Raw genomic sequence first — 21466 nt, 5'->3', positions numbered from 1 at the left:
AACGGAAAAATCGTCCCTGCCGACCGGGGGGACGCGCGGGGGCGCCTCCCTTTACGATGTGCCGCATGGGTGACGTACTGGCCGGAAATCATGCCGTCTGGGAGTTCGACTCGGACTCGGTGCTCATCCGCTTCGCACGGGGGATGCGAACTCCACGGCTCTGGAACGCGCTGGGTGGGCGCAGGATCCCCCTGGAAGCGTTGTCCGGGGTGAGCGTCGAGGTGTCCGCGGGCGGCCGGCGCGACGCGGTGGTGCTGCGCGCCGTACCGCGTCCGGGAGCCGATCCGCTGATGGAGGCTGCCGCCGGGCAGCTCAAGGAGGCCTGCGACCCGTACCGGCTCACGCTCCCCGCGGACCGGGCGGCCGAAGCCGAGGCCTTCGCCGAGGCCCTGCGCGGCCGGCTCGGGCCCGGGGCCGACGAGCCCGCCGACCGGTTCCTGGTCGAGGTCCCGCAGCCGCCCCTCCAGCTGAAGGCGTACGACGCCCGGGTGGGCTTCGACGGCTCGGCGGTCACCTTCCAGTGGTCGCGCACCGGCGCATCCAGCACCAAGTGGCGGTCCGGCGACCAGCGCTTCGCCCTGACCTCCCTGTCCGGCGTCGAGTGGGTCTCCCCGGAACGCCCCGGCGCCGGGCACCTGCGCCTGCTGCCCCGCGACCCCGCCCCCGGGGTCGGGGACCCCCGCGCCGACCACGACCTGGCCGCCGCCGTGTTCGGGGTCGGGTACGGGGCCGTGCACGAATCGCTGCCCTTCGCCGCCGCCGTCCTCGCGGCCCTGCGCGCCCGCACCCCCGTGGCCTCCCTGCCGCGGGCCCGCTCCGGCGAGGACGGCCGCCTCCAGCACCTGGGCGAGCTCTACGGGGCGGGCCTGCTGACCGACTCCGAGTACGCCGCCCTGCGCGACCGCCTCGCCGCGGACGCGTAACCGCGAGCGGCGGCCGGCGAAGGGCCGCGGCCCGGTCCTACTCCTCGCGCGCCGCCGAGCTGAAGGTCATGTCCGGGTAGCGGTCCCCCGCGACCCGGCCGGCGATCGGCTCCAGCAGGGCGAGCTCCGGCGCGGTCAGCGTGATCCGGGTCGCCGCGGTGTTCTCCGCGACCCGCTCCGGTTTGCGGGTGCCCGGGATCGGGACCACCGTCAGGCCGTGCACCGCCGCCCGCTGCTGCACCCAGGCCAGCGCGATCTGCGCCGGGGAGGCCCCGTGCGCGGCCGCGATCTCCCGGACCGGGTCCAGCAGCGCCGCGTTGGTCTTCGCGTTGTCCCCGGTGAAGCGGGGCTGGTGCTGCCGGTAGTCCCCGGCCGCCAGGTCTGCCGCCGCGTCCGCGAAGGCGCCCGTCAGGAAGCCCCGTCCGAGCGGGGAGTACGGCACGAAGGCCACGCCCAGTTCCGCCGCCGCGCCCACCGCGCTGCGCTCCACGTCCCGGCTGAACAGGGACCACTCCGACTGCAGCGCCGCGATCGGGTGCACCGCGTACGCCTCCCGCAGCTCGGCCCCCGTGACCTCGCTGAGCCCGAGGTGGCGCACCTTCCCCTCCCGCACCAGCTCGGCCATGGCGCCCACCGACTCGGCGAACGGCACGGCCGGGTCACGGCGGTGCATGTAGTAGAGGTCGATCACGTCCACCCCGAGCCGCCGCAGGCTGTCCTCGACGGCCCCGCGGATGTACGCGCGGTCGTTGCGGATGCCCCGGTACGCCGGGTCGTCGGTGCGGCGCTCCAGGGCGAACTTGGTGGCGAGGGTGATCTCGTCCCGGTGGGCGGCCACGAAGGGCGCCAGGAACTCCTCGTTCGCCCCGCTGCCGTAGGCGTCGGCCGTGTCGAAGAGGGTGACCCCGGCGGCCAGCGCCGCGTCCAGGGTCGCTCGGGCCGCCGCCTCGTCGGTGTCCCCGTAGAACTCGCTCATGCCCATGCAGCCGAGGCCCTGGATGCCGACGACCGGTCCGCCCTTGCCCAGTTCGGCCCGCTCGATGGTGGTGCGCTCCGTCATGACTGTGCCTTCCCCGTGGCCGCGTTCATCGTGTTCATCGCATACATCTCGATCTTGCAGTCCAGTACGCCCAGCGCGTCGGTCAGCTCCGCGAGGCGTGCCCGCACCTCCCGGCGCGTGTGCTCCAGCAGGGCGCGGCGCTCGTCGACGGTGTGCTCGCCCTCCCGGACGAGTTCGGCGTAGCGGACCATGTCCGCCACCGACATCCCGGTCGCGCGCAGCTTGCCCACGAAGGCCAGCCAGCCGAGGTCCTTGTCGGTGAACCGCCGCTGTCCCGAATGGGAGCGGTCCACGTGTGGCATCAGCCCGATGCGCTCGTACCAGCGCAGCGTGTGCTGGGTCAGCCCCGTCCGGGCCTCGACCTCGCTGATCGTGTACCGCGTCTGCGTCAGGCTCTGGCTCATGGCCTCAACGCTAAAACCCTGGAGTGCACTCCAAGCAAGTAGGCTCGGCCGCATGGAGAGCCTGGATCCCGTCAACACCCTGAACAGCCTGCGGGCCGTCGAGACCTGGCCGGTGCCGACCGCCGCGGCCGCCGTCGTCCGCGCCGACGGGAGCCTGGCCGGCTCCCACGGGCCGCTGGACCACCGTTTCCCGCTGGCCTCGGTCACCAAGCCGCTCGCCGCGTACGCCGCCCTCGTCGCGTACGAGGAAGGGGCGGTCGAGCTGGACGAACCGGCGGGCCCCGAGGGCTCGACGGTCCGTCACCTGCTCGCGCACACCAGCGGACTGGCCTTCGACGAGCACCGCGCGATGGCCCCGCCCGGGGAGCGGCGACTGTACTCGAACGCCGGTTTCGAGGTGCTGGGCGACCATCTGGCCAAGGCCACCGGGATCCCCTTCGCGGAGTACCTGCACCAGGCCGTCTTCGAGCCGCTGGGCATGACTTCGACCACCCTGGAGGGCTCGCCCGCCAAGGACGGCGTCTCCACCGTGTCCGACCTGGCGCGCTTCGCCGCCGAGCTCCAGGCGCCCCGCCTGCTGGACGTCCGCACGGTCGCCGAGGCCACCTCCGTGGTGCACCCGGGCCTCAAGGGCGTCCTGCCGGGCTTCGGGCACCAGTCCCCCAACGACTGGGGCCTCGGTCTGGAGATCCGCGACGGCAAGTCCCCGCACTGGACGGGCACCACGTCCTCCCCGCGCACCTTCGGCCACTTCGGCCAGTCCGGCACCTTCCTGTGGGTGGACCCGGACGCCCGCGCCGCCTGCGTGGCCCTGACCGACCGGGCCTTCGGCCCCTGGGCGGTGGAGGCGTGGACCCCCTTCACCGACGCGGTCCTCGCGGAGCTGCGCTCCGCCTAGGCGGGGAGCTCCCAGATCAGCAGCTCCCCCGGGGACCCGGCGGTGATCTCCAGGCCCTTCTCGCCGGTGATCCGCGCCGAGTCCCCGGGACCCAGCTCCGCGCCGTCGAGCCGCAGGTCCCCGCGCACCACGTGCAGGTAGACCCGTTCGGCGTCCGGTACGGGGACCCGCTCGCCCGCACCCGGCCGCCGCACGTGCAGCACCGCTCCGGCCGCCGGGAGCTCGTAGGGGGTGCCGTCCGCGAGGCCTCGTACGACCTCGTACGCGGGCTCCCCGCCCGCCGTCAGCGGCGCGAGCCACATCTGTACGAACCGCAGCGGGGCCGCGCCGTCGTTGCGCTCGACGTGCCGGGCACCGGCGCCGGCGCCCAGCCGCTGGACGTCGCCGGGGCGGACCACGCCGGTGTCGCCGGTGGTGCTGTCCCGGTGGGTGAGTTCGCCCTCCACCACCCAGGTGACGATCTCGGTGTGGCTGTGCGGGTGCTCGTCGAAGCCCGATCCGGGCGCGAGGCGTTCCTCGTTGCAGGCCAGCACCGGGCCGAAGCGGATGTTGTCCGGGTCGTAGAAGGACCCGAAGGAGAAGGCGTGGCGGGTGCCGATCCCGGCACCCGCGTCCCCTCCCTCGTACCGGTCCGCAGCACGGCGTACATCAATCATGGGGGCCACCGTAGCCCCCGTCCGGGGGCCCGCCGCGGACCCGCGTCCGCGCCGGGGCGCTGATAAGGCAGTCTTGTCCCGTGCCCCAACCCGAACGTGAGCAGTCCCCCGAGACCCGTCCCGCGCATCCGCCCCACCCCCACAGCGCGACGCTGCGCCGGCTGGAGAAGTCCTCCGGCCGGCTCGCCGCCAACGCCATCGCTCGGATGGACGAGACCCTGCCGTGGTACCGGGCGATGCCGCCGGAGAACCGGTCGTGGATCGGCCTGGTGGCGCAGGCCGGCATCGCCGCGTTCACGGAGTGGTTCCGGCACCCGGAGACCCCGCAGGCCATCTCCACCGACGTCTTCGGGACGGCTCCGCGCGAGCTGACCCGGGCGATCACCCTGCGCCAGACCGTCGAGATGGTCCGTACGACGATCGAGGTCATGGAGGCCGCGATCGACGAGGTCGCGGCCCCGGGCGACGAGTCGATCCTGCGCGAGGCGCTGCTGGTGTACGCCCGCGAGATCGCCTTCGCGACCGCCCAGGTGTACGCCCAGGCGGCCGAGGCGCGGGGGGCGTGGGACGCCCGGCTGGAGTCCCTGGTCGTCAACGCCGTGCTGTCGGGCGAGGCCGACGAGGGCGCGCTGTCCCGGGCGGCGGCCCTTGGCTGGAATTCGCCGGAGCACGTGTGCGTGGTGCTGGGCACCGCGCCGGACGGGGACAGCGAGCTGACGGTCGAGGCGATCCGGCGCGCGGCGCGCCACCACAAGCTCCAGGTGCTCACCGGGGTGCTCGGCGACCGGCTCGTGGTGATCGCGGGCGGCAGCGACAACCCGATGCAGGTGGCGAAGTCCCTGATCGGCCCGTTCGCGGCCGGTCCCGTGGTGGCCGGTCCGGTGGTGCCCGACCTGCTGAACGCGACGAAGTCGGCGCAGGCGGCGGCGGCCGGCCTCAAGGCCTGCACCGCCTGGCAGGACGCGCCGCGCCCGGTACTGGCAGACGATCTTCTGCCGGAGCGCGCGATCGCCTCCGATCCCTCGGCCAGGGAGCAGCTGGTGGAGGAGATCTACAGACCGCTGGAGGAGGCGGGCTCGGCGCTGCTGGAGACGCTGAGCGTCTACCTGGAGCAGGCGAGCAGCCTGGAGGGGGCCGCGCGGATGTTGTTCGTGCACCCCAACACGGTGCGCTACCGGCTCCGACGTGTGACCGACGTCACCGGATGGTCACCCTCCGACGTTCGTTCGGCGTTCACGCTGCGGATCGCCCTGATCCTCGGACGTCTGGCCGACGGAGATCCTCAGTCCTAGACTTTTGTCGGACATCAACAATTAGCCCGACGGTTCTTCGTCCCTGTCCCCACGGGCGGCGGGGACCGTCCACAAGAGAGAGTGTGAGGGTGCTCGTACTCGTCGCTCCCGGCCAAGGCGCTCAGACGCCCGGCTTCCTGACTCCCTGGCTCGAACTCCCCGGCGCCGCCGAACGCGTCGCCGGGTGGTCGGACGCCATCGGGCTCGACCTTGCCCACTACGGCACGAACGCCGACGCGGACGAGATCCGCGACACGGCCGTGGCCCAGCCGCTGCTGGTCGCGGCGGGCCTGCTGTCCGCTTCCGCCCTCGGTTCCCCCTCGGCCTTCGGCGCCGTCGCCGGGCACAGCGTCGGTGAGATCACCGCCGCCGCCTACGCCGGCGTACTGACCGAGGGCGAGGCGCTCTCCTTCGTCCGTACCCGCGGTCTGGGCATGGCCGATGCCGCCGCCGTCACCGAGACCGGCATGGCCGCGGTCCTGGGCGGCGACCAGGACGTGGTCGTCGCACACCTGGAGAAGCTGGGGCTGACCCCGGCCAACATCAACGGGGCGGGCCAGATCGTGGCCGCCGGCACCATGGAGCAGATCGCCGCTCTGGAGGCCGAGAAGCCCGAGGGTTCCATGAAGGTCGTCGCCCTCAAGGTCGCGGGCGCCTTCCACACGCACCACATGACGCCCGCGGTGGCCGCGCTGCAGAAGGCCACCGAGGCCCTCACGCCGGCCGACCCGACGGTGAAGTACGTCTCGAACCGGGACGGCCTCGTCGTCGACAAGGGCGCCGACGTCGTCGCCCGCCTGGTCGGCCAGGTCGCCAACCCGGTCCGCTGGGACCTGTGCATGGAGACGTTCGCCGAGCTGGGCGTCACCGGGATCATCGAGCTCTCTCCCGGCGGCACCCTGACGGGTCTGGCCAAGCGCGCGCTGAAGGGCGTTCCGAGCGTGGCCCTGAAGACCCCGGACGATCTCGACAAGGCCGCCGCGCTCATCGCAGCGCAGGCGGCCTGAGAGAAGGAGCCCACAAGCATGTCGAAGATCAAGCCGGCCAAGGGCTCCCCGTACGCCCGCATCCTCGGTGTGGGCGGCTACCGCCCGACCCGGGTGGTGCCCAACGAGGTCATCCTGGAGACGATCGACTCGTCCGACGAGTGGATCCGCTCCCGTTCCGGCATCGCGACCCGGCACTGGGCCTCGGACCAGGAGACGGTCGCCGCGATGTCCGTGGAGGCCTCCGGCAAGGCGCTCGCCGACGCCGGGATCTCCCCGGAGCAGATCGGTGCGGTGATCGTCTCCACGGTCTCGCACTTCAAGCAGACCCCCGCCGTCGCGACGGAGATCGCGCACCGGATCGGCGCGGGCAAGCCCGCGGCGTTCGACATCTCGGCGGGCTGTGCCGGTTTCGGCTACGGCCTGACGCTCGCCAAGGGCCTGGTGGTCGAGGGGTCGGCGCAGTACGTCCTCGTCATCGGTGTCGAGCGGCTGTCGGACCTGACCGACCTGGAGGACCGCGCGACGGCCTTCCTGTTCGGCGACGGTGCCGGCGCCGTGATCGTCGGCCCTTCGGACGAGCCCGCCATCGGCCCCACGGTCTGGGGTTCCGAGGGCGACAAGTCCGAGACGATCAAGCAGACCGTGCCGTGGGACGAGTACCTCGGCAAGGACGGCGGAGAGAAGTTTCCGGCCATCACGCAGGAGGGCCAGGCGGTCTTCCGCTGGGCCGTCTTCGAGATGGCCAAGGTGGCCCAGCAGGCGCTCGACGCGGCCGGGATCACCGCGGAGGACCTGGACGTCTTCATCCCGCACCAGGCGAACATGCGGATCATCGACTCGATGGTGAAGACTCTGAAGCTGCCGGAACACGTCACGGTCGCCCGTGACGTGGAAACCACCGGCAACACGTCGGCCGCCTCGATCCCGCTCGCCATGGAGCGGCTCCTGGCGACCGGAGCGGCGAAGAGCGGCGACACCGCGCTCGTCATCGGCTTCGGGGCGGGGCTCGTCTACGCCGCGACGGTCGTTACCCTCCCCTAGGGCCCGGGATCCACTTCCCGCCCTGATCAACCCACTCAGCTACAGAAGGAGCGCCACATGGCCGCCACGCAGGAAGAGATCCTCGAAGGTCTCGCGGAGATCGTCAACGAGATCGCCGGCATCCCGCAGGAGGACGTCCAGCTGGACAAGTCCTTCACCGACGACCTGGACGTCGACTCCCTGTCCATGGTCGAGGTCGTCGTCGCCGCCGAAGAGCGCTTCGAGGTGAAGATCCCGGACGAGGACGTCAAGAACCTCAAGACGGTCGGCGACGCCGCGGACTACATCCTGAAGCACCAGGCCTGAGCCTGACGAGCGTTTGTCGCCACCTGGCGGTGGCGCCGTGACAATTCAGCACCCCCTTAGACGTGGAGAAAGAATTCCTGTGAGCCCGACCAATCGCACCGTGGTCGTCACCGGTATCGGCGCAACCACTCCGCTGGGTGGCGACAGCGCTTCGACCTGGGAAGGTCTGCTCGCCGGCCGGTCCGGCGTTTCGCCCCTGGAGGGCGAGCGCTTCGCCGAACTGCCGGTTCAGATCGCCGCCCGGGCCGCCGTGGACCCGAGCGAGGTACTCCCCCGCCCGCTGGCCCGCAAGCTCGACCGCTCGGCGCAGTTCGCCGTCATCGCGGCCCGCGAAGCCTGGGCCGACGCGGGTTACACCGCCCCGGCCGGCGAGGACGAGTCCATCGTCCCCGAGCGTCTGGGCACCGTGATCGCCTCCGGCATCGGCGGCGTCACGACCCTGCTCGACCAGTACGACGTACTGAAGGAGAAGGGTGTGCGCCGGGTCTCCCCGCACACCGTCCCCATGCTCATGCCGAACGGCCCCTCGGCCAACGTCGGTCTCGAAGTCAACGCCCGTGCCGGTGTCCACACCCCGGTCAGCGCGTGCGCGTCGGGCGCCGAGGCCATCGGCTACGCCGTCGAGATGATCCGTACCGGCCGCGCCGACGTGGTCGTCGCCGGCGGTACCGAGGCGGCCATCCACCCGCTGCCGATCGCGGCGTTCGCCAACATGATGGCGATGTCCAAGAACAACGAGAACCCGACGCAGGCCTCCCGCCCGTACGACAAGGGCCGTGACGGCTTCGTCCTCGGCGAGGGCGCGGGCGTCGTGGTGCTGGAGTCGGCCGAGCACGCCGCCGCGCGCGGCGCCCGGGTCTACTGCGAGGTGCTGGGCCAGGGCCTGTCCGCGGACAGCCACCACATCGCGCAGCCGGAGCCGACGGGCCGCGGTGTCGCGGCCGCCGTGCAGAACCTGCTCGACAACACCGGCCTGGACCCGGCCGAGCTGGTCCACCTGAATGCGCACGCCACGTCGACCCCGCAGGGTGACACGGCCGAGCTGAAGGCCCTGCGCAAGGTCCTGGGCGACGACCTCGACCACATCGCGATCTCCGCGACCAAGTCGATGACCGGTCACCTGCTGGGCGGCGCGGGCGGTATCGAGACCGTCGCGACCGTGCTGGCGCTGTACCACCGCATCGCCCCGCCGACGATCAACGTCGACGAACTCGACGACGACATCGACGCGGACATCGTGCGCGGCGAGCCCCGCAAGCTGCCCGTCGACGGCCCGATCTCCGCGATCAACAACTCCTTCGGCTTCGGCGGCCACAACGTGACGCTGGCGTTCCGCAGCGTCCAGTAGCGACCGGCACCACGAGAAAGGCCCACCCGGACACCGGGTGGGCCTTTCTCGTGGCCTGGGCTCAGACGACCTGGTGGAGCCAGCGGACCGGGGCGCCCTCGCCCGCGTAGCGGAAGGGCTCCAGTTCGTCGTCCCAGGGTTTGCCGAGCAGTTTGGCGATCTCCGCCTCCAGGTCGGTCTCGCCGCGTGCCGACCGGGCGAGCGCGGCCCGCAGGCGGTCCTCGGGGATCAGGATGTCGCCGTGCATGCCGGTGACGGCGTGGAAGATGCCGAGCTCCGGGGTGGAGCTGTAGCGCTCGCCCTCGGCGGTCGGACAGGGTTCGGCGGTCACTTCGAAGCGGAGCAGGTGCCAGCCGCGCAGGGCGGAGGCGAGTTTCGAGGCGGTTCCCGCCTCGGCCTGCCAGGAGAACTCGGCTCTCCAGGTACCGGGGGAGGCGGGCTGCCTGATCCAGTCGAGGTTCACCCGCACCCCGAGCACGCCCGCAACAGCCCATTCCACGTGCGGGCAGAGCGCGCGCGGTGCGGAATGCACGTACAGAACTCCACGTGTCGTCACCGGGACCTCCAGTGTGGGACGAGGTCGGGAATAAACTCCAGAAAACGGACAGTATGTGACGTGATGTAATGTAACGGAAATTATTTGACATTGCGCTGCGGCACCTGCGGCCGAAACGCCACGGGAAAAAGCTACCGTGCGCCGGGGGTCATGGTGTGACGTACGGTCGCTCCGAGGCCCGTAAACGCGGAGCATTCACTCAGCAGGACGCCCCCGGAAGGACGCGGGGGCGACGAGGGAGGGACCAGTCGATGCGCACCACCGCTCCGCGCCGCAGCGTGCGCCGGACCGTCGCGGCGGCGGGCGTGGCGGTGGCCGTCATGGCCGCGACGGTCACCGGCTGTGACTCCGGGGGCGCGAAGCCGGCGGGCGAGCGGGGCGCGGGCGCGGCGGGGCCGCGCTGGAACACCGCACCCGCGTCGATCGCGGCCGTCGGGGACTCCATCACCCGCGGGTTCGACGCCTGTTCGGTGCTGGCCGACTGCCCGGAGGTCTCCTGGGCCACGGGCGACGACCCCGCGGTGCAGTCGCTCGCCGCCCGGCTGCTCGGTGCGGCCGCGGTACCCGCGCGCAGCTGGAACCTCGCGGTGACCGGAGCGCGGATGGCGGACCTGCCGGGGCAGCTCGCCTCGGCCGCGGAGCACAAGCCCGACCTGGTCACGGTGATGGTGGGCTCGAACGACGCCTGCCGGCCCACGGCTTCGTCGATGACCTCGGTGGCGGACTTCCGGGCCAGTTTCGAGCAGGCCCTGAGCGGGTTGCGGGCCGCCTCGCCGGCCTCCCAGGTCTACGTCTCCTCCGTGCCGGACCTCCAGCGGTTGTGGGAGCAGGGCAAGGACAGCCCGATGGTGCGGCAGATCTGGAAGCTGGGGATCTGTCAGTCCATGCTCGCCGAACCGCTGTCGGGGGCGGAGGGCGCGACGGCCCGCCGGGAGAAGGTGCGGGCGCGGGTGGTCGAGTACAACGAGGTGCTGCGCGAGGTCTGCGCGAAAGACCCGCTGTGCCGCTACGACGGCGGCGCGGTGTTCCAGTACCCCTTCTCCGCGGAACAGCTCAGCCGCTGGGACTGGTTCCATCCGGGCCGGGACGGACAGGCGCGGCTCGCGGAACTGGCCCACCGCCAGGTGACGGCGGCGCAGCCCCCGCGTTGACGCGGAAGGACCGGGGGCGGGTGTCAGGGCCCGCCCCCGGTCCGGTTCACCGACCGGATTCATGGTTGTTTTCCGGCCATTTCGACCCTACGGCGTGTCGCGCCGGTCGGAGCCCGCCGCGCACCGGGCGAGCGGGTGCGCCGGGCGGCCGTTCACAGGTCGAGCGTGACGGTCAGCCGCGTGTCGGCGTGCGAGTGGCTCGCGCGCACCTCGTACGTCCCGCCGATCCGCCGCCAGCCGCTCGTGGCCTCGTCCCAGATCTCGAAGGCGCGGGCGGGCAGCGGGATCTCCACCTCGACGCTCTCCCCGGGGCCCGCCCCGACCCCCGCGAAGGCGGCCAGCCAGCTGGCGGGGCGTTCCACGGCGTCGGCCACGGGCGCCAGGTAGATCTGGACCACCTCGCGGCCCGGCCGGCCGCCGGTGTTGGCCAGGCGGACCCGGACGCGGTCGGCGGTGGCCTCCAGGGACTCGTAGGCCCAGTCGGTGTAGCCGAGGCCGTGCCCGAAGGGGTAGGCGGGGGTCACGCCGTGCTTCTCGTACGCCCGGTAGCCGATGTCGAGTCCCTCGCGGTACTCCAGGCGCCCTTCGGTGGGGAGCACGTCGGTGACGGGCGCGTCGGCGAGGGTGGCGGGCCAGGTGGTGGGCAGGCGCCCGCCCGGCTCGGCGTGCCCGAGGAGGACGTCGGCCACCGCGGCCCCGCCCTCCTGCCCGGGGAACCAGGTCAGCAGGACCGCGGCGACGTCCTCGCGCCACGGGAGTTCCACCGGGGAACCGGCGTTGACGACGACCACGGTGTTCGGGTTGGCGGCGGCCACGGCCCGCACGAGGTCGTCCTGACGGCCCGGCAGGACGAGGTCCCGGCGGTCGAACCCCTCGGACTCCACGCGCTCGGTGGTGGCGACGACCACGACGGCGGTGTCGGCGGCCCGGGCGGCCGAGACGGCCTCGGCGATCAGCTCGTCGGCGTCGTGCCGGGGGGCGAGGTGGAGCAGGGAGAACATGACGGCCTTGAGCGGCATCGCGCTCAGGTCGGGGACCCGGTAGGTGAGCGAGACCTCGACGGGCTCCCCTTCGACGAGGGACAGGCGGGCGCGTTCGCTGGGGGCGCCGAAGAACGCCTCGAAGGGGTCCGCCTCGTCACCCGGCCCCTGGACCCCCTCCCACAGGACCCGTCCGCCGACGGCGAGGCCGAAGGCGCCCAGCCCCCGGGTGCCGAAGGCGTGCTCGCCGCTCTCGCGCGGCACGAAGGTGCCGGTGACCTCGATGCTCGCCATCGTCTCGTACGAGGCGTCGCCGGGCAGGTCGTCGCCGATCCACTGGACCTGGCCGCTGGGCAGAGCCCCCTCGCCCAGGACGGTCCCGGAGGCGTCGCGGCAGACGGCGCGCAGTGTGAAGCCCTGGTCGGCGGGGACGAGTTCCCCGCTCGGGTCGGCGCCGACGGTGTAGGTCAGCGCTCCGGCGGGGAGCGCGGCCGTGAGCCCGTCGAGCGGGGAGAGCACCCGCTCGGGGAAGACGGTGGCGGACCCGCCGCCGAGGACACGGGCGTCGCGGGCGGCGGCGCCGCTGAGGGCGACGGTGCGGCCCGCGTCCGCGTCGAGCGGCAGGGCTCCGGCTTCGTTGCGCACGAGGACGAACCCGCGCACGGCCAGCTCGCGGGCCAGGGCCTGCCCGTCGAGGGGGGCCGGCGGCTCGGCGACCACGGCGGGGGCGCCGTCCAGGAGGCCGACGCGGGCGGCGAGGCGCAGCATGTTGCGCACGGCCGCGTCGACGGCGGACTCGGGAACCTCCCCCGCCCGGACGGCGGCGGCGAGGGCGGGGCCGTAGACGGTCTGCGGGCCGGGCATGGCCACGTCCATTCCGCCGAGGATGTCCCCGGTGGTGGAGCGTGCGGCCGTCCAGTCCGAGACGTTGCAGCCGTCGAAGCCCCACTGGGCGCGCAGGACCTCGTTCACCAGGTACCGGTGCTCGGTCATGGTGGTGCCGTTGACCCGGTTGTAGGCGGTCATGATGCCCCAGGGGTGGGCGTTGGTCACGATCGCCTCGAAGGGCGCCAGGTACAGCTCGCGCAGCGGGCGCGGGGCGATGACGCAATCGACGGTGAAGCGTTCCGTCTCGGCGTCGTTGCCGACGAAGTGCTTGACGGTGGTGCCGACGCCGCCGTCCTGGACGCCGTTGACGTAGCCGCTGCCGATGGCACCGGTCAGGCAGGGGTCCTCGGAGTAGCACTCGAAGTGGCGTCCGCCGAGCGGGGAGCGGTGCAGGTTGACGGTGGGGGCCAGCAGGACGTGGACGCCCTTGCGGCGGGCCTCCTGGGCGAGGAACCGGCCGGCCCGGCGGGCGAGGGAGGGGTCCCAGGCGGCGGCCAGCGCGGTCGGGGAGGGCAGGGCGACGGACGGGTCGTCCGCGGTCCAGCGCACGCCCCGCACGCCGACGGGCCCGTCGGACATGACCAGGGAGCGGAGCCCGATCTCGGGAACGGCGGGCAGGGACCACATGTCCTGGCCGGCCAGGAGGCGGGTCTTGGTGTCGAGATCCAGCTTGCCCAGCGCCGTTTCCACGGCGTCTTCGCGGATGCGGTCGCGGGCCTGATCGGCATCGGTCACGGCCGTGCCTCCTCGTGAGTGCGGTGTGGTGCCCCCATCGTGGACCTCCCACCTGTAGACTGGTAGGAGTTGTAATCTTTTCGTGATATCCCTATGTCGTACGGTCCTTCTTGCGGGTACGAACGGAAGGGGTGCCGGGCGATGGCCAGGGCGAAGAGCGAGGAGCGGCGCGGCGAGATCGTCCGCGCGGCGGTCGAGGTGATCGCGGAGCGCGGCTACCGGGGAGCCTCCCTGGGCTCCGTCGCCGAACGCGTGGGCCTCACCCAGCAGGGGCTGCTGCACTACTTCCCCACCAAGGAGGCCCTGCTCGTGGCCGTCCTGGAGGAGCGCGACCGCTGGGACACGGGCGGCGGCTCGCGCGCCGCCGCGGACACCTGGCGCCTGGACCTGCTGGCCTCGCTGGTGGAGTACAACGCCATGCGGCCCGGCATCGTGCAGACCTTCTCGGCGCTGCTCGGCGAGAGCGTCACCGACGGCCACCCGGCCCGGGAGTTCTTCACCGAGCGCTACGCCCAGGTGCGCGGGGAGATGACCGCCGTGTTGCGCGCCGAGTTCGGCGAGCGCCTCCCCTCGGGCCTCACCCCGGAACAGGCCGCTCCGCTGCTGACGGCGGTGATGGACGGCCTCCAGTACCAGTGGCTGCTCGCCCCGGAATCGGTGGACATGCCCGGTGCGTTCCGCTCCTTCCTCACCCTCCTGCGCGGCCCCGCCGTCTAGGCCGCACGGCCCGCCGGGCATCCTGTCCCCCGACACCGGCCGGGGGAACTGGGGGACACGCCGTGGGGTTGGAGAAGCGGGAGCAGGGGCCGGGGCCGGGGCAGGAGCCGGAGCCGGAGCCGGAGCCGGAGCGGGAACAGCGGGAGCCCGGGCGGGAACAGCGCCGGGAGGGCGCCGAGGAGGGGCCGCCGGAGAAGAAGGTGGCCTGGTCGGAGCTGTTCTTCGACCTGGTGCTGGTGTTCGCGGTGACCCAGGTCTCCGCACTGCTCCACCACGACCACGGCTGGGCCGGCACCGGCCGGGCCCTGATCGTCTTCGTGCCCGTCTACTGGGTGTGGGTCGGCAACACCGTCCACGCCAACACGCACGACGCGGACCGGCCGCTGAACCGGCTCGGTCTGTTCGCCGCCGGCCTGTGCGGCCTGATGATGGCCCTGGCCCTGCCCGGCGCCTTCGGGGACCGCGGAGCGCTCTTCGCCGGTGCCTACTTCTGCGCCCGCGTGGTCCTCGCCGCCCTGGCGCACGGCCGCTCCCGACGGCTGACCCCGACCCCGGTGACCCTGTCGGTGCTGATCAGCGGTCCGCTGCTGCTGGCCGGGGCCTTCCTCGACGGCGGGACCCGGACCTGGCTGTGGGCACTGGCCGCGGCCGTGGACCTGGCCGCGCCCCGGCTGACCCGCCGGGCCATGGTCCGGCTGGCCTTCGAGTCCGGGCACCTCGCCGAACGGTTCGGGCTGTTCGTGATGATCGCCCTGGGCGAGTCGATCGTGGCCGTCGGGGCGCCCGCGGCCACCTCCCCCGAGCTGGGCGCGGGTTCCCTGACCGCCGTCGCGGTGGCCTTCACCCTGGTCTGCGGACTGTGGTGGGTGTACTTCCACCTGGCCGCGAGCGCCGTCCGCCACGGCCTGGAGACCGCCGCCGTACGGGCGGACGTGGCCCGGCAGGTCCTCTCGTACGGGCACCTCTCGCTGATCGCCTCGGTCATCGCGGTGGCCGTCGGCATGGCCGAGGCGGTGGCCCGCCCCGGCGAACGGCTCCCGCTGGGCGTCGCCGCCCTGCTGTACGGGGGCTGCGCGCTCTTCCTGGCCACCTTCGGGTACACCCGCTGGCACCTGTTCCGCTCCTGGTCGCTGACCCGGCTGGGGGCCGCCGCGGTCGTCCTGGCCGTGCTCCCGGTGGCGGCCCTGCTGCCCTCGCTGGGGGCACTGGCGCTGCTGTCCCTCCTGGTGACGGCCCTCAACCTGACGGAACTGGCCCTCGTGCGCGCGAACGGCAGCCTCCCCGGCGGCCCGGCCCCCGAAGGGCAGCCCGCCCCGCCCGTTCGCGGACGGGCCGCGGAGCGGGCCTGACGGGCTTCCGGGATCCGGTGGACGGGCCGGCCCCGGAGGCCCGGCCCCGGAACCGGCCCGACCGGCTGGCATCCTGAAGCACGTGAAGATCGCCGCCGCGCAGTTCTGCTGCGTCCCCGCCGACGTCCCCGCCAACGCCGCCGTGGCCGCCGGGCTGGCCGTGGCGGCCCGCGACGAGGGCGCCGGGCTGGTGGTCTTCCCGGAGCTCACGCTCACCGGGTACGAGCTGGAGGCGCTGGCCGGGGACCCGGGCCTGTGGCTGGACGGCCCCGACGACCCCCGCCTGGACGCGCTGCGGTCGGCGCGGATCGCCACCGCCGTCAACGTCGCCCTGCGCACCGGGGGGCCGCGGCCCGCCCTCGCGACCCTGGTGTACGACGCGGACGGCGCGCACGTGACGACGTACGCCAAACAGCACCTGTACCGTCACGAGCAGGCCGTCTTCGTCGCGGGCACGGCGGACGGGCGCTTCGAGCTCGGCGGGATCCGCTTCTCCCTCGGGATCTGCTTCGACAACCACTTCCCCCAACTGACCGGCCGCGCGGCCGCCGACGGCTGCCGGGTGCACCTGGCGAGCTCCCTGTACGGCACGGGCGGCGGGATCGCCGAGCGGGCCACCGTCCATCCGGGGATCGCGAGGGAGGCCGGTCTGTACACGGTCCTCGCCAACCACGTCGGCCGGGCGGGCCCCTGGACGGGCTGCGGCCGTTCGGCGGTGTGGGCCCCCGGCGGGGAACTGCTCGCCGAGGCCGACGGCCACACCCCGGGCGTGGTCACGGCCGAGGTCACGGCAGGGGTCACCGCCGGCTGATCCCGGCTCAGGCGGAGTCCGGGAGCAGGTGCTTGGCACCCCACTCGCCCAGCGACTCCAGCGCCGTGTTCAGGTCCTGGCCGAGGGGGGTCAGGGAGTACTCCACGCGCGGCGGGACCTCGTCGTAGACCTCGCGGTGGACGATGCCGTCCTCCTCCAGTTCGCGCAGCTGCGCGGCGAGCACCTTCTCCGACACCCCGGGGACCAGCCTGCGCAGCTCGCCGAAGCGGCGACGCGGGGCACGCTCCAACTCCCACAGGACGGAGACCTTCCACTTCCCGTCGATCACGGACATCGCCGCCGCGATTCCGCAGTGATCGGCCCCGGGCCTCCGTGCCACCGTCATCGCGCACCCCTCCCACCTGTTCGCTCACCTCGGGGTAACCACCCACCCCGAAGTGCGTACTTGAGCGCTCGGACGCCCGCCACCAGGCTAAACGGCATGACCGACACACACGTGACGAAGCGTCCGCTCACCCTTCTCGGACTCGGCGACATGGGCACCGCCCTGGCCCGCACCTGGCTCGCCGCCGGACACCCCCTGACCGTCTGGAACCGCACCGCCGCCAAAGCCGAGGCCCTGGCCCCCCACGGCGCCCGGGTCGCCGCGGACCCCGCCGGGGCCGTGGCCGCGAACGGCCTCGTCGTCCTCTGTCTGCTGGACGACGTGAGCATCGCGGCCGTCCTGGACGGGGTCGACCTGACCGGCAAGGACCTGGTCAACCTCACCACCGGCACCCCCGCCGAGGGCCGGGCCCGGGCCGCCTGGGCCCGGGAGCGCGGCGCCCGCTTCCTGGACGCCGGGATCATGGGCACCCCGACGATGATCGACACGCCCGGATCCGGCGCCTACGTCTTCTACAGCGGCTCCCGCGCCCTCTTCGAAGCCCACCAGGGGGTTCTGGAGGTCCCGGCCGGCGCCCGCTTCGTCGGCGAGGACCCCGGCCACGCGGCCCTGCACGACGTGGCGCTGCTCAGCGCGATGACGGGACTGTTCGCGGGGATCTCGCACGCCTACGCGCTGATCGAGGGCGAGGACATCGCGCCGACGGCCCTGTCCCCGCTGCTGTCCGAGTGGCTGGGCGCCATGGGCTTCTTCGTCGGGAACGCCGCCGAGCGGCTGACCTCGCGGGACTTCACCTCCGGGGTGGTGTCCAACCTGGCCATGCAGGTCGCGGCGAGCGGCACCCTCCTGCGCACCGCCGAGGGCCAGGGAGTCAGCACCGAGCTGATCTCCCCGTACCTGGACCTGATGCGGGAGCGGCTGGAGGCAGACCCGGCCCGTCATGGCGCGGAGGACACCGTCGGGGCGATCACCCTGCTGCGGCGCGGCGCCGCCTAGGGCGCGGCGCCGGCCGGGGGCGGCCCTACGGGTACGAGGGCGGAGGCGGCCCGAAACCGGGGGCCGGGGGCTGGGGGTGTGCGGGGGCCTGGGGGTATGCCTGGGGCTGGGGATACGCCTGGGCCTGGGGCTGGGGATATGCCTGCGGGTACGCCTGGGGCTGCGGGTATCCCGGGGCCTGCGGGTACGCCTGCGCCTGCGGGTATCCCGGGGCCTGCGCCGGAGCCGGGGCCCAGGCGGGCGCGGGGGCCTGCGCGGTGTGGGGCTCACCGTCGCGCTCGCCGGCCGGCTCCCCGTCCCGCTCCCCGTCCTCGCCGGTCAGCTCGCGCGCCATCAGGGTCGCCCCCGCCACGGCACCCGGCATCAGGAAGACCGCGACCAGCGGGATCAGGAACACCAGCACCAGCGGCACCCCGAAGCCGAGCGCCAGCGCACGCCGTCCGCGCAGCAGGGCCAGCTGCTCGTCGAGGTCGACGCGGCGCCGCTGGAGGGCGACGGAGGTGAGTTCCTGGGTGAGGAAGAACCCGGAGACCAGGAAGCCGATCACCGGGACGACGGTCTGGCCGACGACCGGGATGAGGCCGAGGGCGAACAGCAGGATCCCGTAGAGCAGCACGCGCACCAGCAGCCGCAGGCTGTCCCGGGCGGAGATCCACAGGTCCTCCCAGAACGAGCGCCCCGACTCGGGGACCTCGCCGCCCTCGGTGCGGTCGACCTGCTCCGAGAGGGACTCGTAGAAGGGCTGGCCGACGAGCAGGGTCACGGCGGTGAAGGTGATCACCGTGAGGAACAGCCCGAGGGAGATGACCAGCGCGGTCAGGAAGCCGCGGAAGAGGCCGAGCCAGGGCGAGGACCAGTCCGAGGCGAAGGGCGTGGCCCAGGCGGTGAAGTCGTCGGCGCCGTAGAAGAGCCCGGTCAGGGCCGCGGCGTAGAGCAGCAGCGAGACCAGGCCCGGCAGCAGGCCGAAGCCCAGCCATCGGCCGTTCCGGAACACCCATCTCTGTCCGGCCAGCAAGTACCGGAATCCCCCCGCAAGATCACGCATGGAGGCAGTTTAGACGGCGAAGGCCGCACCTCCGAGGGGGTGCGGCCTTCACTCGCGTTCCGTCAGGACGCGGACGCGGCGTGCGGTCAGGCGACGTTCAGCTCGACCGAGATGTTGCCGCGGGTCGCCTTGGAGTACGGGCAGATCTGGTGCGCCTTCTCGACCAGGTCCTTGGCGACGGCCGCGTCCACGGTCGGGATCGAGGCCGTGATCTTGACGATGATGCCGAAGCCCTCGTCGTTCTTGCCGATGCCGACCTCGGCGGTCACGGTGGAGCCGGCGACGTCGACGTTCTCGTTGCGGGCCGCGACGCTGAGGGCACCCTGGAAGCAGGCGCTGTAGCCGGCGGCGAACAGCTGCTCCGGGTTGGTGCCGGCGCCGCTGCCGCCGAGCTCCTTCGGCGGGTTCACGACGACGTCGAGCTGCCCGTCGTTGGTGGCGACGCGGCCGTCACGGCCGTTTTCGGCGGTGGCGACAGCGGTGTACGCGACGTCGGACTGCGTGATGGACATGAAGTGGATCCTCCAGATGAATCGCCGCGATGCGCGCCCACGATCGCGACGGTGTGGAGTGAGCCTAACCGGTGAAAGAAACGATCATCTTTCCGGTGTTCTCTCCGCGCAGCATTCCGAGGAAGGCCCCGGCCGCGTTCTCGACGCCCTCGACGACCGTCTCGTCGTAGCGCAGCTCGCCGGAGGCCAGCCATCCGGCCACGTCCTTGACGAACTGCTGCTGGAGCCCGTAGTGGTCGCCGACCAGGATGCCCTGGAGGCGCAGGCGCTTGCCGATGACGGCCATGAGGTTGCGCGGGCCGGGGGCGGGCTCGGTGTCGTTGTAGCCCGCGATGGCCCCGCACAGGGTGGCGCGGCCGTGCACGTTCAGGGCGGAGATGGCGGCTTCCAGGTGGTCCCCGCCGACGTTGTCGAAGTAGACGTCGATGCCCTCGGGCGCGGCGGCCCGCAGCTGCTCGGCGACGGGGCCGTTCTTGTAGTTGAAGGCGGCGTCGAAGCCGTACTTCTCCGTGAGCAGCGCCACCTTCTCGTCCGAGCCGGCGGAGCCGATCACCCGGGAGGCGCCCTTGATCTTGGCGAACTGGCCGACGAGGCTGCCGACGGCACCCGCCGCGCCCGAGACGAAGACGGCGTCGCCCTCCTTGAAGGAGGCCACCTCGAAGAGGCCGGCGTAGGCGGTCAGGCCCGGCATGCCGAGGACGCCGAGGTAGGCGGAGAGCGGGGCGAGGGAGGCGTCGACCTTGACGGCGTGCTGCGCGTCGAGGTCGGCGTACTCGCGCCAGCCCAGGCTGTGCAGGACGTGGTCGCCGACCGCGAAGCCCTCGGCGGCGGAGGCGACGACCTCGCCGACCGCACCGCCCTGCATCGGCTCGTCGAGCTGGAAGGGCGGGATGTAGGACTTGGCGTCGTTCATCCGGCCGCGCATGTAGGGGTCCACGGACATGTGGAGGTTGCGGACCAGGATCCGGCCGGGGGCGGGCTCGGCAGAGACGGGCGCCTCGCGCAGGGCGAAGTCCTCGGCGACCGGCCACCCCTGCGGACGGCGGACGAGGTGCCACTCGCGGCTGACGGCGGGGATCTGAGACATGCGGAACTCCTGGGGGAAGCTGTGCGGGACGAAGGAATACTTCACAACGTGAAACAACCATGCTCCTGGATATTTCATGTTGTCAAGTAAATGGGTACGCTGGATCCATGCCCAGTCGTCGCGCAGACCCAGTGACCGTCGAGGTCGTCGAGCTCATCGGCGATGTCGTGGCCCGCTACCACACGGAGTACGAGGACGCGGCCGCCAGCCACCAGCTCACCGGCGCCCAGGCCAGGGTGCTGACGCTGCTGTCCCTGGAGCCGCTCCCCATGCGCCGCATCGCACAGAAGCTGCGCTGCGAGCCCTCGAACGTGACCGGCATCGTCGACCGGCTGGAGACCCGCGGCCTGGTCGAACGCCGCCCGGACCCGGCCGACCGCCGGGTGAAGCTGGCCGCCCCCACCGCTGAGGGGCTCCAGACCGCGGAGCGGCTGCGCGAGTCGCTGGACTTCGCGCGCGAACCGCTCGCCGGGCTCTCCGTCGAGGAGCGCACGGCTCTGCGGGACCTGCTCAGGCGCATGCTGGCCTAGCGCACCCCGGCACGCGCGGGCACCGGCCCGCGCGACCCGCAGGCCGCGTCAGGGCAGGCCACGTCAGGGCAAGGCGCGTCAGGGCAGGACGCGTCAGGAGCAGCCGAAGAACCAGAACACGCAGGTCTTGGTCGGCTTCGGCGTGGGCGTCGGCGCGGGGGTCGTCGCGGACGGCTTCGGGGGCTTCCCGGGCGGCTTCGCCGTACCGGTGGCACCGGGCCCGGGCCTGCCCGACGTCGACGGCCGTACGGACGCCCCGTCGCCGGGAGCGCCCTGCGACGGCCCCGCCGTCCCGGTGGCGGAGGCGCTCACTCCCGCCGACGGCTGCGCGGACCCGCTCGGCCCGCCCCCGGCCCCGGCCGACTTCGCCGCCCCCGCGGCGGCCTTCGCCGAAGGCAGGGCCGACGGCGCGGCGGGCCCGCCCCCCAGGCTGGGCAGCGGCTCCGGATCCTTCGGACCGTCGTCCGTCAGCACCACCTCGGCGGCCCGGTCGACGCCCTCGTCACCCGTCACGATCCGGGCCACCGCCATCGAGCCCCCGGTCGCCAGCAGCAGCCCGAGGCCGACCGTCAGCACGGTCCGGCGGCGCCTGCGCTGGGTGACTGCCCTGCGGCGGGTACCCGCGCGCCCCTCGTTCGGCGTCGAGAGCACCACGAGGGAGTCGGCGAACACCTCCGCCAGGGCGGGTTGCGGGGCCGGCGGCACCGCGGGGCCGGGCGGCGGGGCGACCGTCAGGTACTCGGCCGGAGTTCCGCACCCGGCGCAGGCGAGCGCGCCGTTGAGGTGTCTGTGGCAGGCGGGGCAGTAGTTCATGGCGCCCGCAGGCTATGCCGCTCTCGGCAACAA

Annotated in this window: 23 protein-coding genes; 13 read left to right on the top strand and 10 right to left on the bottom strand. The window is 73.0% G+C overall.

Annotated elements, in window-relative coordinates; genetic code table 11:
* Positions 1 to 65: 65 nt before the first annotated feature.
* On the top strand, positions 66 to 923 hold the full coding sequence (locus ACZ5D2_RS12315) for a DUF4429 domain-containing protein (protein ID WP_468928853.1): 858 nt from the start codon (positions 66 to 68) through the stop codon (positions 921 to 923).
* Positions 924 to 960: 37 nt separating this feature from the next.
* Here ACZ5D2_RS12315 and ACZ5D2_RS12310 read toward each other — a convergent pair whose 3' ends face one another.
* A complete protein-coding gene (locus tag ACZ5D2_RS12310) occupies positions 961 to 1983 on the bottom strand; it encodes an aldo/keto reductase (RefSeq protein WP_371678677.1) in 1023 nt (340 codons plus the stop codon).
* Positions 1980 to 2387 (bottom strand): MerR family transcriptional regulator, encoded by a 408-nt coding sequence (locus ACZ5D2_RS12305; RefSeq protein ID WP_371678676.1) that lies wholly within the window; start codon positions 2385 to 2387, stop codon positions 1980 to 1982. Before ACZ5D2_RS12305 ends, ACZ5D2_RS12310 begins: the two co-directional genes overlap by 4 nt.
* Positions 2388 to 2466: 79 nt before the next feature.
* Between ACZ5D2_RS12305 and ACZ5D2_RS12300 the strand changes: the two genes are divergently transcribed.
* The gene (locus ACZ5D2_RS12300) at positions 2467 to 3285 is read left to right on the top strand and encodes a serine hydrolase domain-containing protein (RefSeq protein WP_371681277.1); all 819 of its coding nucleotides are present in this window, start codon (positions 2467 to 2469) and stop codon (positions 3283 to 3285) included.
* Here the strand turns inward: ACZ5D2_RS12300 and ACZ5D2_RS12295 are convergent.
* The gene (locus ACZ5D2_RS12295; protein WP_371678675.1) at positions 3282 to 3941 is read right to left on the bottom strand and encodes a pirin family protein; all 660 of its coding nucleotides are present in this window, start codon (positions 3939 to 3941) and stop codon (positions 3282 to 3284) included. The two genes, ACZ5D2_RS12300 and ACZ5D2_RS12295, sit on opposite strands and share 4 nt — an antisense overlap.
* An 80-nt stretch (positions 3942 to 4021) precedes the next feature.
* Here ACZ5D2_RS12295 and ACZ5D2_RS12290 point away from each other — a divergent pair, with 80 nt between their 5' ends.
* From ACZ5D2_RS12290 to fabF, 5 genes are all read left to right on the top strand, one after another.
* A complete protein-coding gene (locus tag ACZ5D2_RS12290; protein WP_468928850.1) occupies positions 4022 to 5233 on the top strand; it encodes a PucR family transcriptional regulator in 1212 nt (403 codons plus the stop codon).
* A gap of 89 nt (positions 5234 to 5322) precedes the next feature.
* Positions 5323 to 6240, top strand: a complete 918-nt coding sequence (locus ACZ5D2_RS12285; protein ID WP_266838857.1) for an ACP S-malonyltransferase — start codon at positions 5323 to 5325, stop codon at positions 6238 to 6240.
* Positions 6241 to 6258: 18 nt separating this feature from the next.
* Positions 6259 to 7263 carry a ketoacyl-ACP synthase III gene (locus ACZ5D2_RS12280; protein ID WP_356210592.1) on the top strand — a complete coding sequence of 335 codons (1005 nt, stop codon included), beginning with the start codon at positions 6259 to 6261 and terminating at the stop codon, positions 7261 to 7263.
* Between the two features lie 57 nt (positions 7264 to 7320).
* Entirely contained in the window at positions 7321 to 7569 is a 249-nt protein-coding gene (locus ACZ5D2_RS12275) for an acyl carrier protein (RefSeq protein ID WP_150519766.1), read from the top strand.
* Positions 7570 to 7648: 79 nt separating this feature from the next.
* Positions 7649 to 8917: a beta-ketoacyl-ACP synthase II gene (fabF, locus tag ACZ5D2_RS12270; RefSeq protein WP_371678673.1), complete on the top strand. Its 1269-nt coding sequence runs from the start codon at positions 7649 to 7651 to the stop codon at positions 8915 to 8917.
* Positions 8918 to 8978: 61 nt separating this feature from the next.
* On the opposite strand, the gene ACZ5D2_RS12265 is transcribed toward fabF, so the two are convergent.
* Positions 8979 to 9473: a DUF3145 domain-containing protein gene (locus ACZ5D2_RS12265; RefSeq protein WP_030160508.1), complete on the bottom strand. Its 495-nt coding sequence runs from the start codon at positions 9471 to 9473 to the stop codon at positions 8979 to 8981.
* A gap of 251 nt (positions 9474 to 9724) precedes the next feature.
* Between ACZ5D2_RS12265 and ACZ5D2_RS12260 the strand changes: the two genes are divergently transcribed.
* The gene (locus tag ACZ5D2_RS12260; RefSeq protein WP_468928847.1) at positions 9725 to 10624 is read left to right on the top strand and encodes an SGNH/GDSL hydrolase family protein; all 900 of its coding nucleotides are present in this window, start codon (positions 9725 to 9727) and stop codon (positions 10622 to 10624) included.
* A 152-nt stretch (positions 10625 to 10776) separates the two neighbouring features.
* Here the strand turns inward: ACZ5D2_RS12260 and ACZ5D2_RS12255 are convergent, their stop codons facing one another.
* The gene (locus ACZ5D2_RS12255; protein ID WP_468928845.1) at positions 10777 to 13227 is read right to left on the bottom strand and encodes a beta-glucosidase; all 2451 of its coding nucleotides are present in this window, start codon (positions 13225 to 13227) and stop codon (positions 10777 to 10779) included.
* A 141-nt stretch (positions 13228 to 13368) separates the two neighbouring features.
* On the opposite strand from ACZ5D2_RS12255, the gene ACZ5D2_RS12250 reads away from it, so the two are divergent.
* The 3 genes from ACZ5D2_RS12250 to ACZ5D2_RS12240 all read left to right on the top strand — a co-directional run bounded on the left by ACZ5D2_RS12250 (position 13369) and on the right by ACZ5D2_RS12240 (position 16104).
* Positions 13369 to 13944, top strand: a complete 576-nt coding sequence (locus ACZ5D2_RS12250) for a TetR/AcrR family transcriptional regulator (protein ID WP_356210603.1) — start codon at positions 13369 to 13371, stop codon at positions 13942 to 13944.
* Between the two features lie 62 nt (positions 13945 to 14006).
* Positions 14007 to 15293 carry a low temperature requirement protein A gene (locus tag ACZ5D2_RS12245; RefSeq protein WP_468928843.1) on the top strand — a complete coding sequence of 429 codons (1287 nt, stop codon included), beginning with the start codon at positions 14007 to 14009 and terminating at the stop codon, positions 15291 to 15293.
* Between the two features lie 82 nt (positions 15294 to 15375).
* A complete protein-coding gene (locus tag ACZ5D2_RS12240) occupies positions 15376 to 16104 on the top strand; it encodes a carbon-nitrogen hydrolase family protein (protein WP_468928842.1) in 729 nt (242 codons plus the stop codon).
* A 7-nt stretch (positions 16105 to 16111) separates the two neighbouring features.
* Here ACZ5D2_RS12240 and ACZ5D2_RS12235 read toward each other — a convergent pair whose 3' ends face one another.
* Positions 16112 to 16450, bottom strand: a complete 339-nt coding sequence (locus ACZ5D2_RS12235) for a winged helix-turn-helix transcriptional regulator (protein ID WP_468928840.1) — start codon at positions 16448 to 16450, stop codon at positions 16112 to 16114.
* A gap of 96 nt (positions 16451 to 16546) precedes the next feature.
* Between ACZ5D2_RS12235 and ACZ5D2_RS12230 the strand changes: the two genes are divergently transcribed.
* Complete coding sequence (locus tag ACZ5D2_RS12230; RefSeq protein ID WP_371678667.1) at positions 16547 to 17446, top strand: NAD(P)-dependent oxidoreductase; 900 nt, start codon at positions 16547 to 16549, stop codon at positions 17444 to 17446.
* Positions 17447 to 17471: 25 nt separating this feature from the next.
* Here ACZ5D2_RS12230 and ACZ5D2_RS12225 read toward each other — a convergent pair whose 3' ends face one another.
* From ACZ5D2_RS12225 to ACZ5D2_RS12215, 3 genes are all read right to left on the bottom strand, one after another.
* A complete protein-coding gene (locus ACZ5D2_RS12225) occupies positions 17472 to 18491 on the bottom strand; it encodes an EI24 domain-containing protein (protein WP_371678666.1) in 1020 nt (339 codons plus the stop codon).
* An 86-nt stretch (positions 18492 to 18577) separates the two neighbouring features.
* On the bottom strand, positions 18578 to 19003 hold the full coding sequence (locus ACZ5D2_RS12220) for an organic hydroperoxide resistance protein (RefSeq protein ID WP_371678665.1): 426 nt from the start codon (positions 19001 to 19003) through the stop codon (positions 18578 to 18580).
* A gap of 64 nt (positions 19004 to 19067) precedes the next feature.
* Complete coding sequence (locus ACZ5D2_RS12215; protein ID WP_371678663.1) at positions 19068 to 20090, bottom strand: NADP-dependent oxidoreductase; 1023 nt, start codon at positions 20088 to 20090, stop codon at positions 19068 to 19070.
* 107 nt (positions 20091 to 20197) lie between these two features.
* Here ACZ5D2_RS12215 and ACZ5D2_RS12210 point away from each other — a divergent pair, with 107 nt between their 5' ends.
* Positions 20198 to 20620 (top strand): MarR family winged helix-turn-helix transcriptional regulator, encoded by a 423-nt coding sequence (locus ACZ5D2_RS12210; protein ID WP_371678661.1) that lies wholly within the window; start codon positions 20198 to 20200, stop codon positions 20618 to 20620.
* A gap of 93 nt (positions 20621 to 20713) precedes the next feature.
* Here the strand turns inward: ACZ5D2_RS12210 and ACZ5D2_RS12205 are convergent, their stop codons facing one another.
* Positions 20714 to 21433, bottom strand: a complete 720-nt coding sequence (locus ACZ5D2_RS12205) for an SCO2400 family protein (protein WP_371678660.1) — start codon at positions 21431 to 21433, stop codon at positions 20714 to 20716.
* Positions 21434 to 21466 lie beyond the last annotated feature (33 nt).

Source organism: Streptomyces sp. NPDC031479 (genome assembly GCF_055581065.1).
The sequence above is the reverse complement of the archived record's forward strand: the minus strand, read 5'-3'. Positions and strand labels throughout refer to the sequence as shown.

What these genes read in the sequence shown, in the direction of transcription:
- ACZ5D2_RS12275 (WP_150519766.1), top strand. Translation starts at nt 7,321, where the DNA reads ATGGCCGCCACGCAGGAAGAGATCCTCGAAGGTCTCGCGGAGATCGTC.
- ACZ5D2_RS12205 (WP_371678660.1), bottom strand. Translation starts at nt 21,433, where the DNA reads ATGAACTACTGCCCCGCCTGCCACAGACACCTCAACGGCGCGCTCGCC.
- ACZ5D2_RS12310 (WP_371678677.1), bottom strand. Translation starts at nt 1,983, where the DNA reads ATGACGGAGCGCACCACCATCGAGCGGGCCGAACTGGGCAAGGGCGGA.
- ACZ5D2_RS12225 (WP_371678666.1), bottom strand. Translation starts at nt 18,491, where the DNA reads ATGCGTGATCTTGCGGGGGGATTCCGGTACTTGCTGGCCGGACAGAGA.
- ACZ5D2_RS12315 (WP_468928853.1), top strand. Translation starts at nt 66, where the DNA reads ATGGGTGACGTACTGGCCGGAAATCATGCCGTCTGGGAGTTCGACTCG.
- ACZ5D2_RS12230 (WP_371678667.1), top strand. Translation starts at nt 16,547, where the DNA reads ATGACCGACACACACGTGACGAAGCGTCCGCTCACCCTTCTCGGACTC.
- ACZ5D2_RS12250 (WP_356210603.1), top strand. Translation starts at nt 13,369, where the DNA reads ATGGCCAGGGCGAAGAGCGAGGAGCGGCGCGGCGAGATCGTCCGCGCG.
- ACZ5D2_RS12260 (WP_468928847.1), top strand. Translation starts at nt 9,725, where the DNA reads ATGCGCACCACCGCTCCGCGCCGCAGCGTGCGCCGGACCGTCGCGGCG.
- ACZ5D2_RS12295 (WP_371678675.1), bottom strand. Translation starts at nt 3,941, where the DNA reads ATGATTGATGTACGCCGTGCTGCGGACCGGTACGAGGGAGGGGACGCG.
- ACZ5D2_RS12220 (WP_371678665.1), bottom strand. Translation starts at nt 19,003, where the DNA reads ATGTCCATCACGCAGTCCGACGTCGCGTACACCGCTGTCGCCACCGCC.
- ACZ5D2_RS12215 (WP_371678663.1), bottom strand. Translation starts at nt 20,090, where the DNA reads ATGTCTCAGATCCCCGCCGTCAGCCGCGAGTGGCACCTCGTCCGCCGT.
- ACZ5D2_RS12210 (WP_371678661.1), top strand. Translation starts at nt 20,198, where the DNA reads ATGCCCAGTCGTCGCGCAGACCCAGTGACCGTCGAGGTCGTCGAGCTC.
- ACZ5D2_RS12280 (WP_356210592.1), top strand. Translation starts at nt 6,259, where the DNA reads ATGTCGAAGATCAAGCCGGCCAAGGGCTCCCCGTACGCCCGCATCCTC.
- ACZ5D2_RS12305 (WP_371678676.1), bottom strand. Translation starts at nt 2,387, where the DNA reads ATGAGCCAGAGCCTGACGCAGACGCGGTACACGATCAGCGAGGTCGAG.
- ACZ5D2_RS12235 (WP_468928840.1), bottom strand. Translation starts at nt 16,450, where the DNA reads ATGACGGTGGCACGGAGGCCCGGGGCCGATCACTGCGGAATCGCGGCG.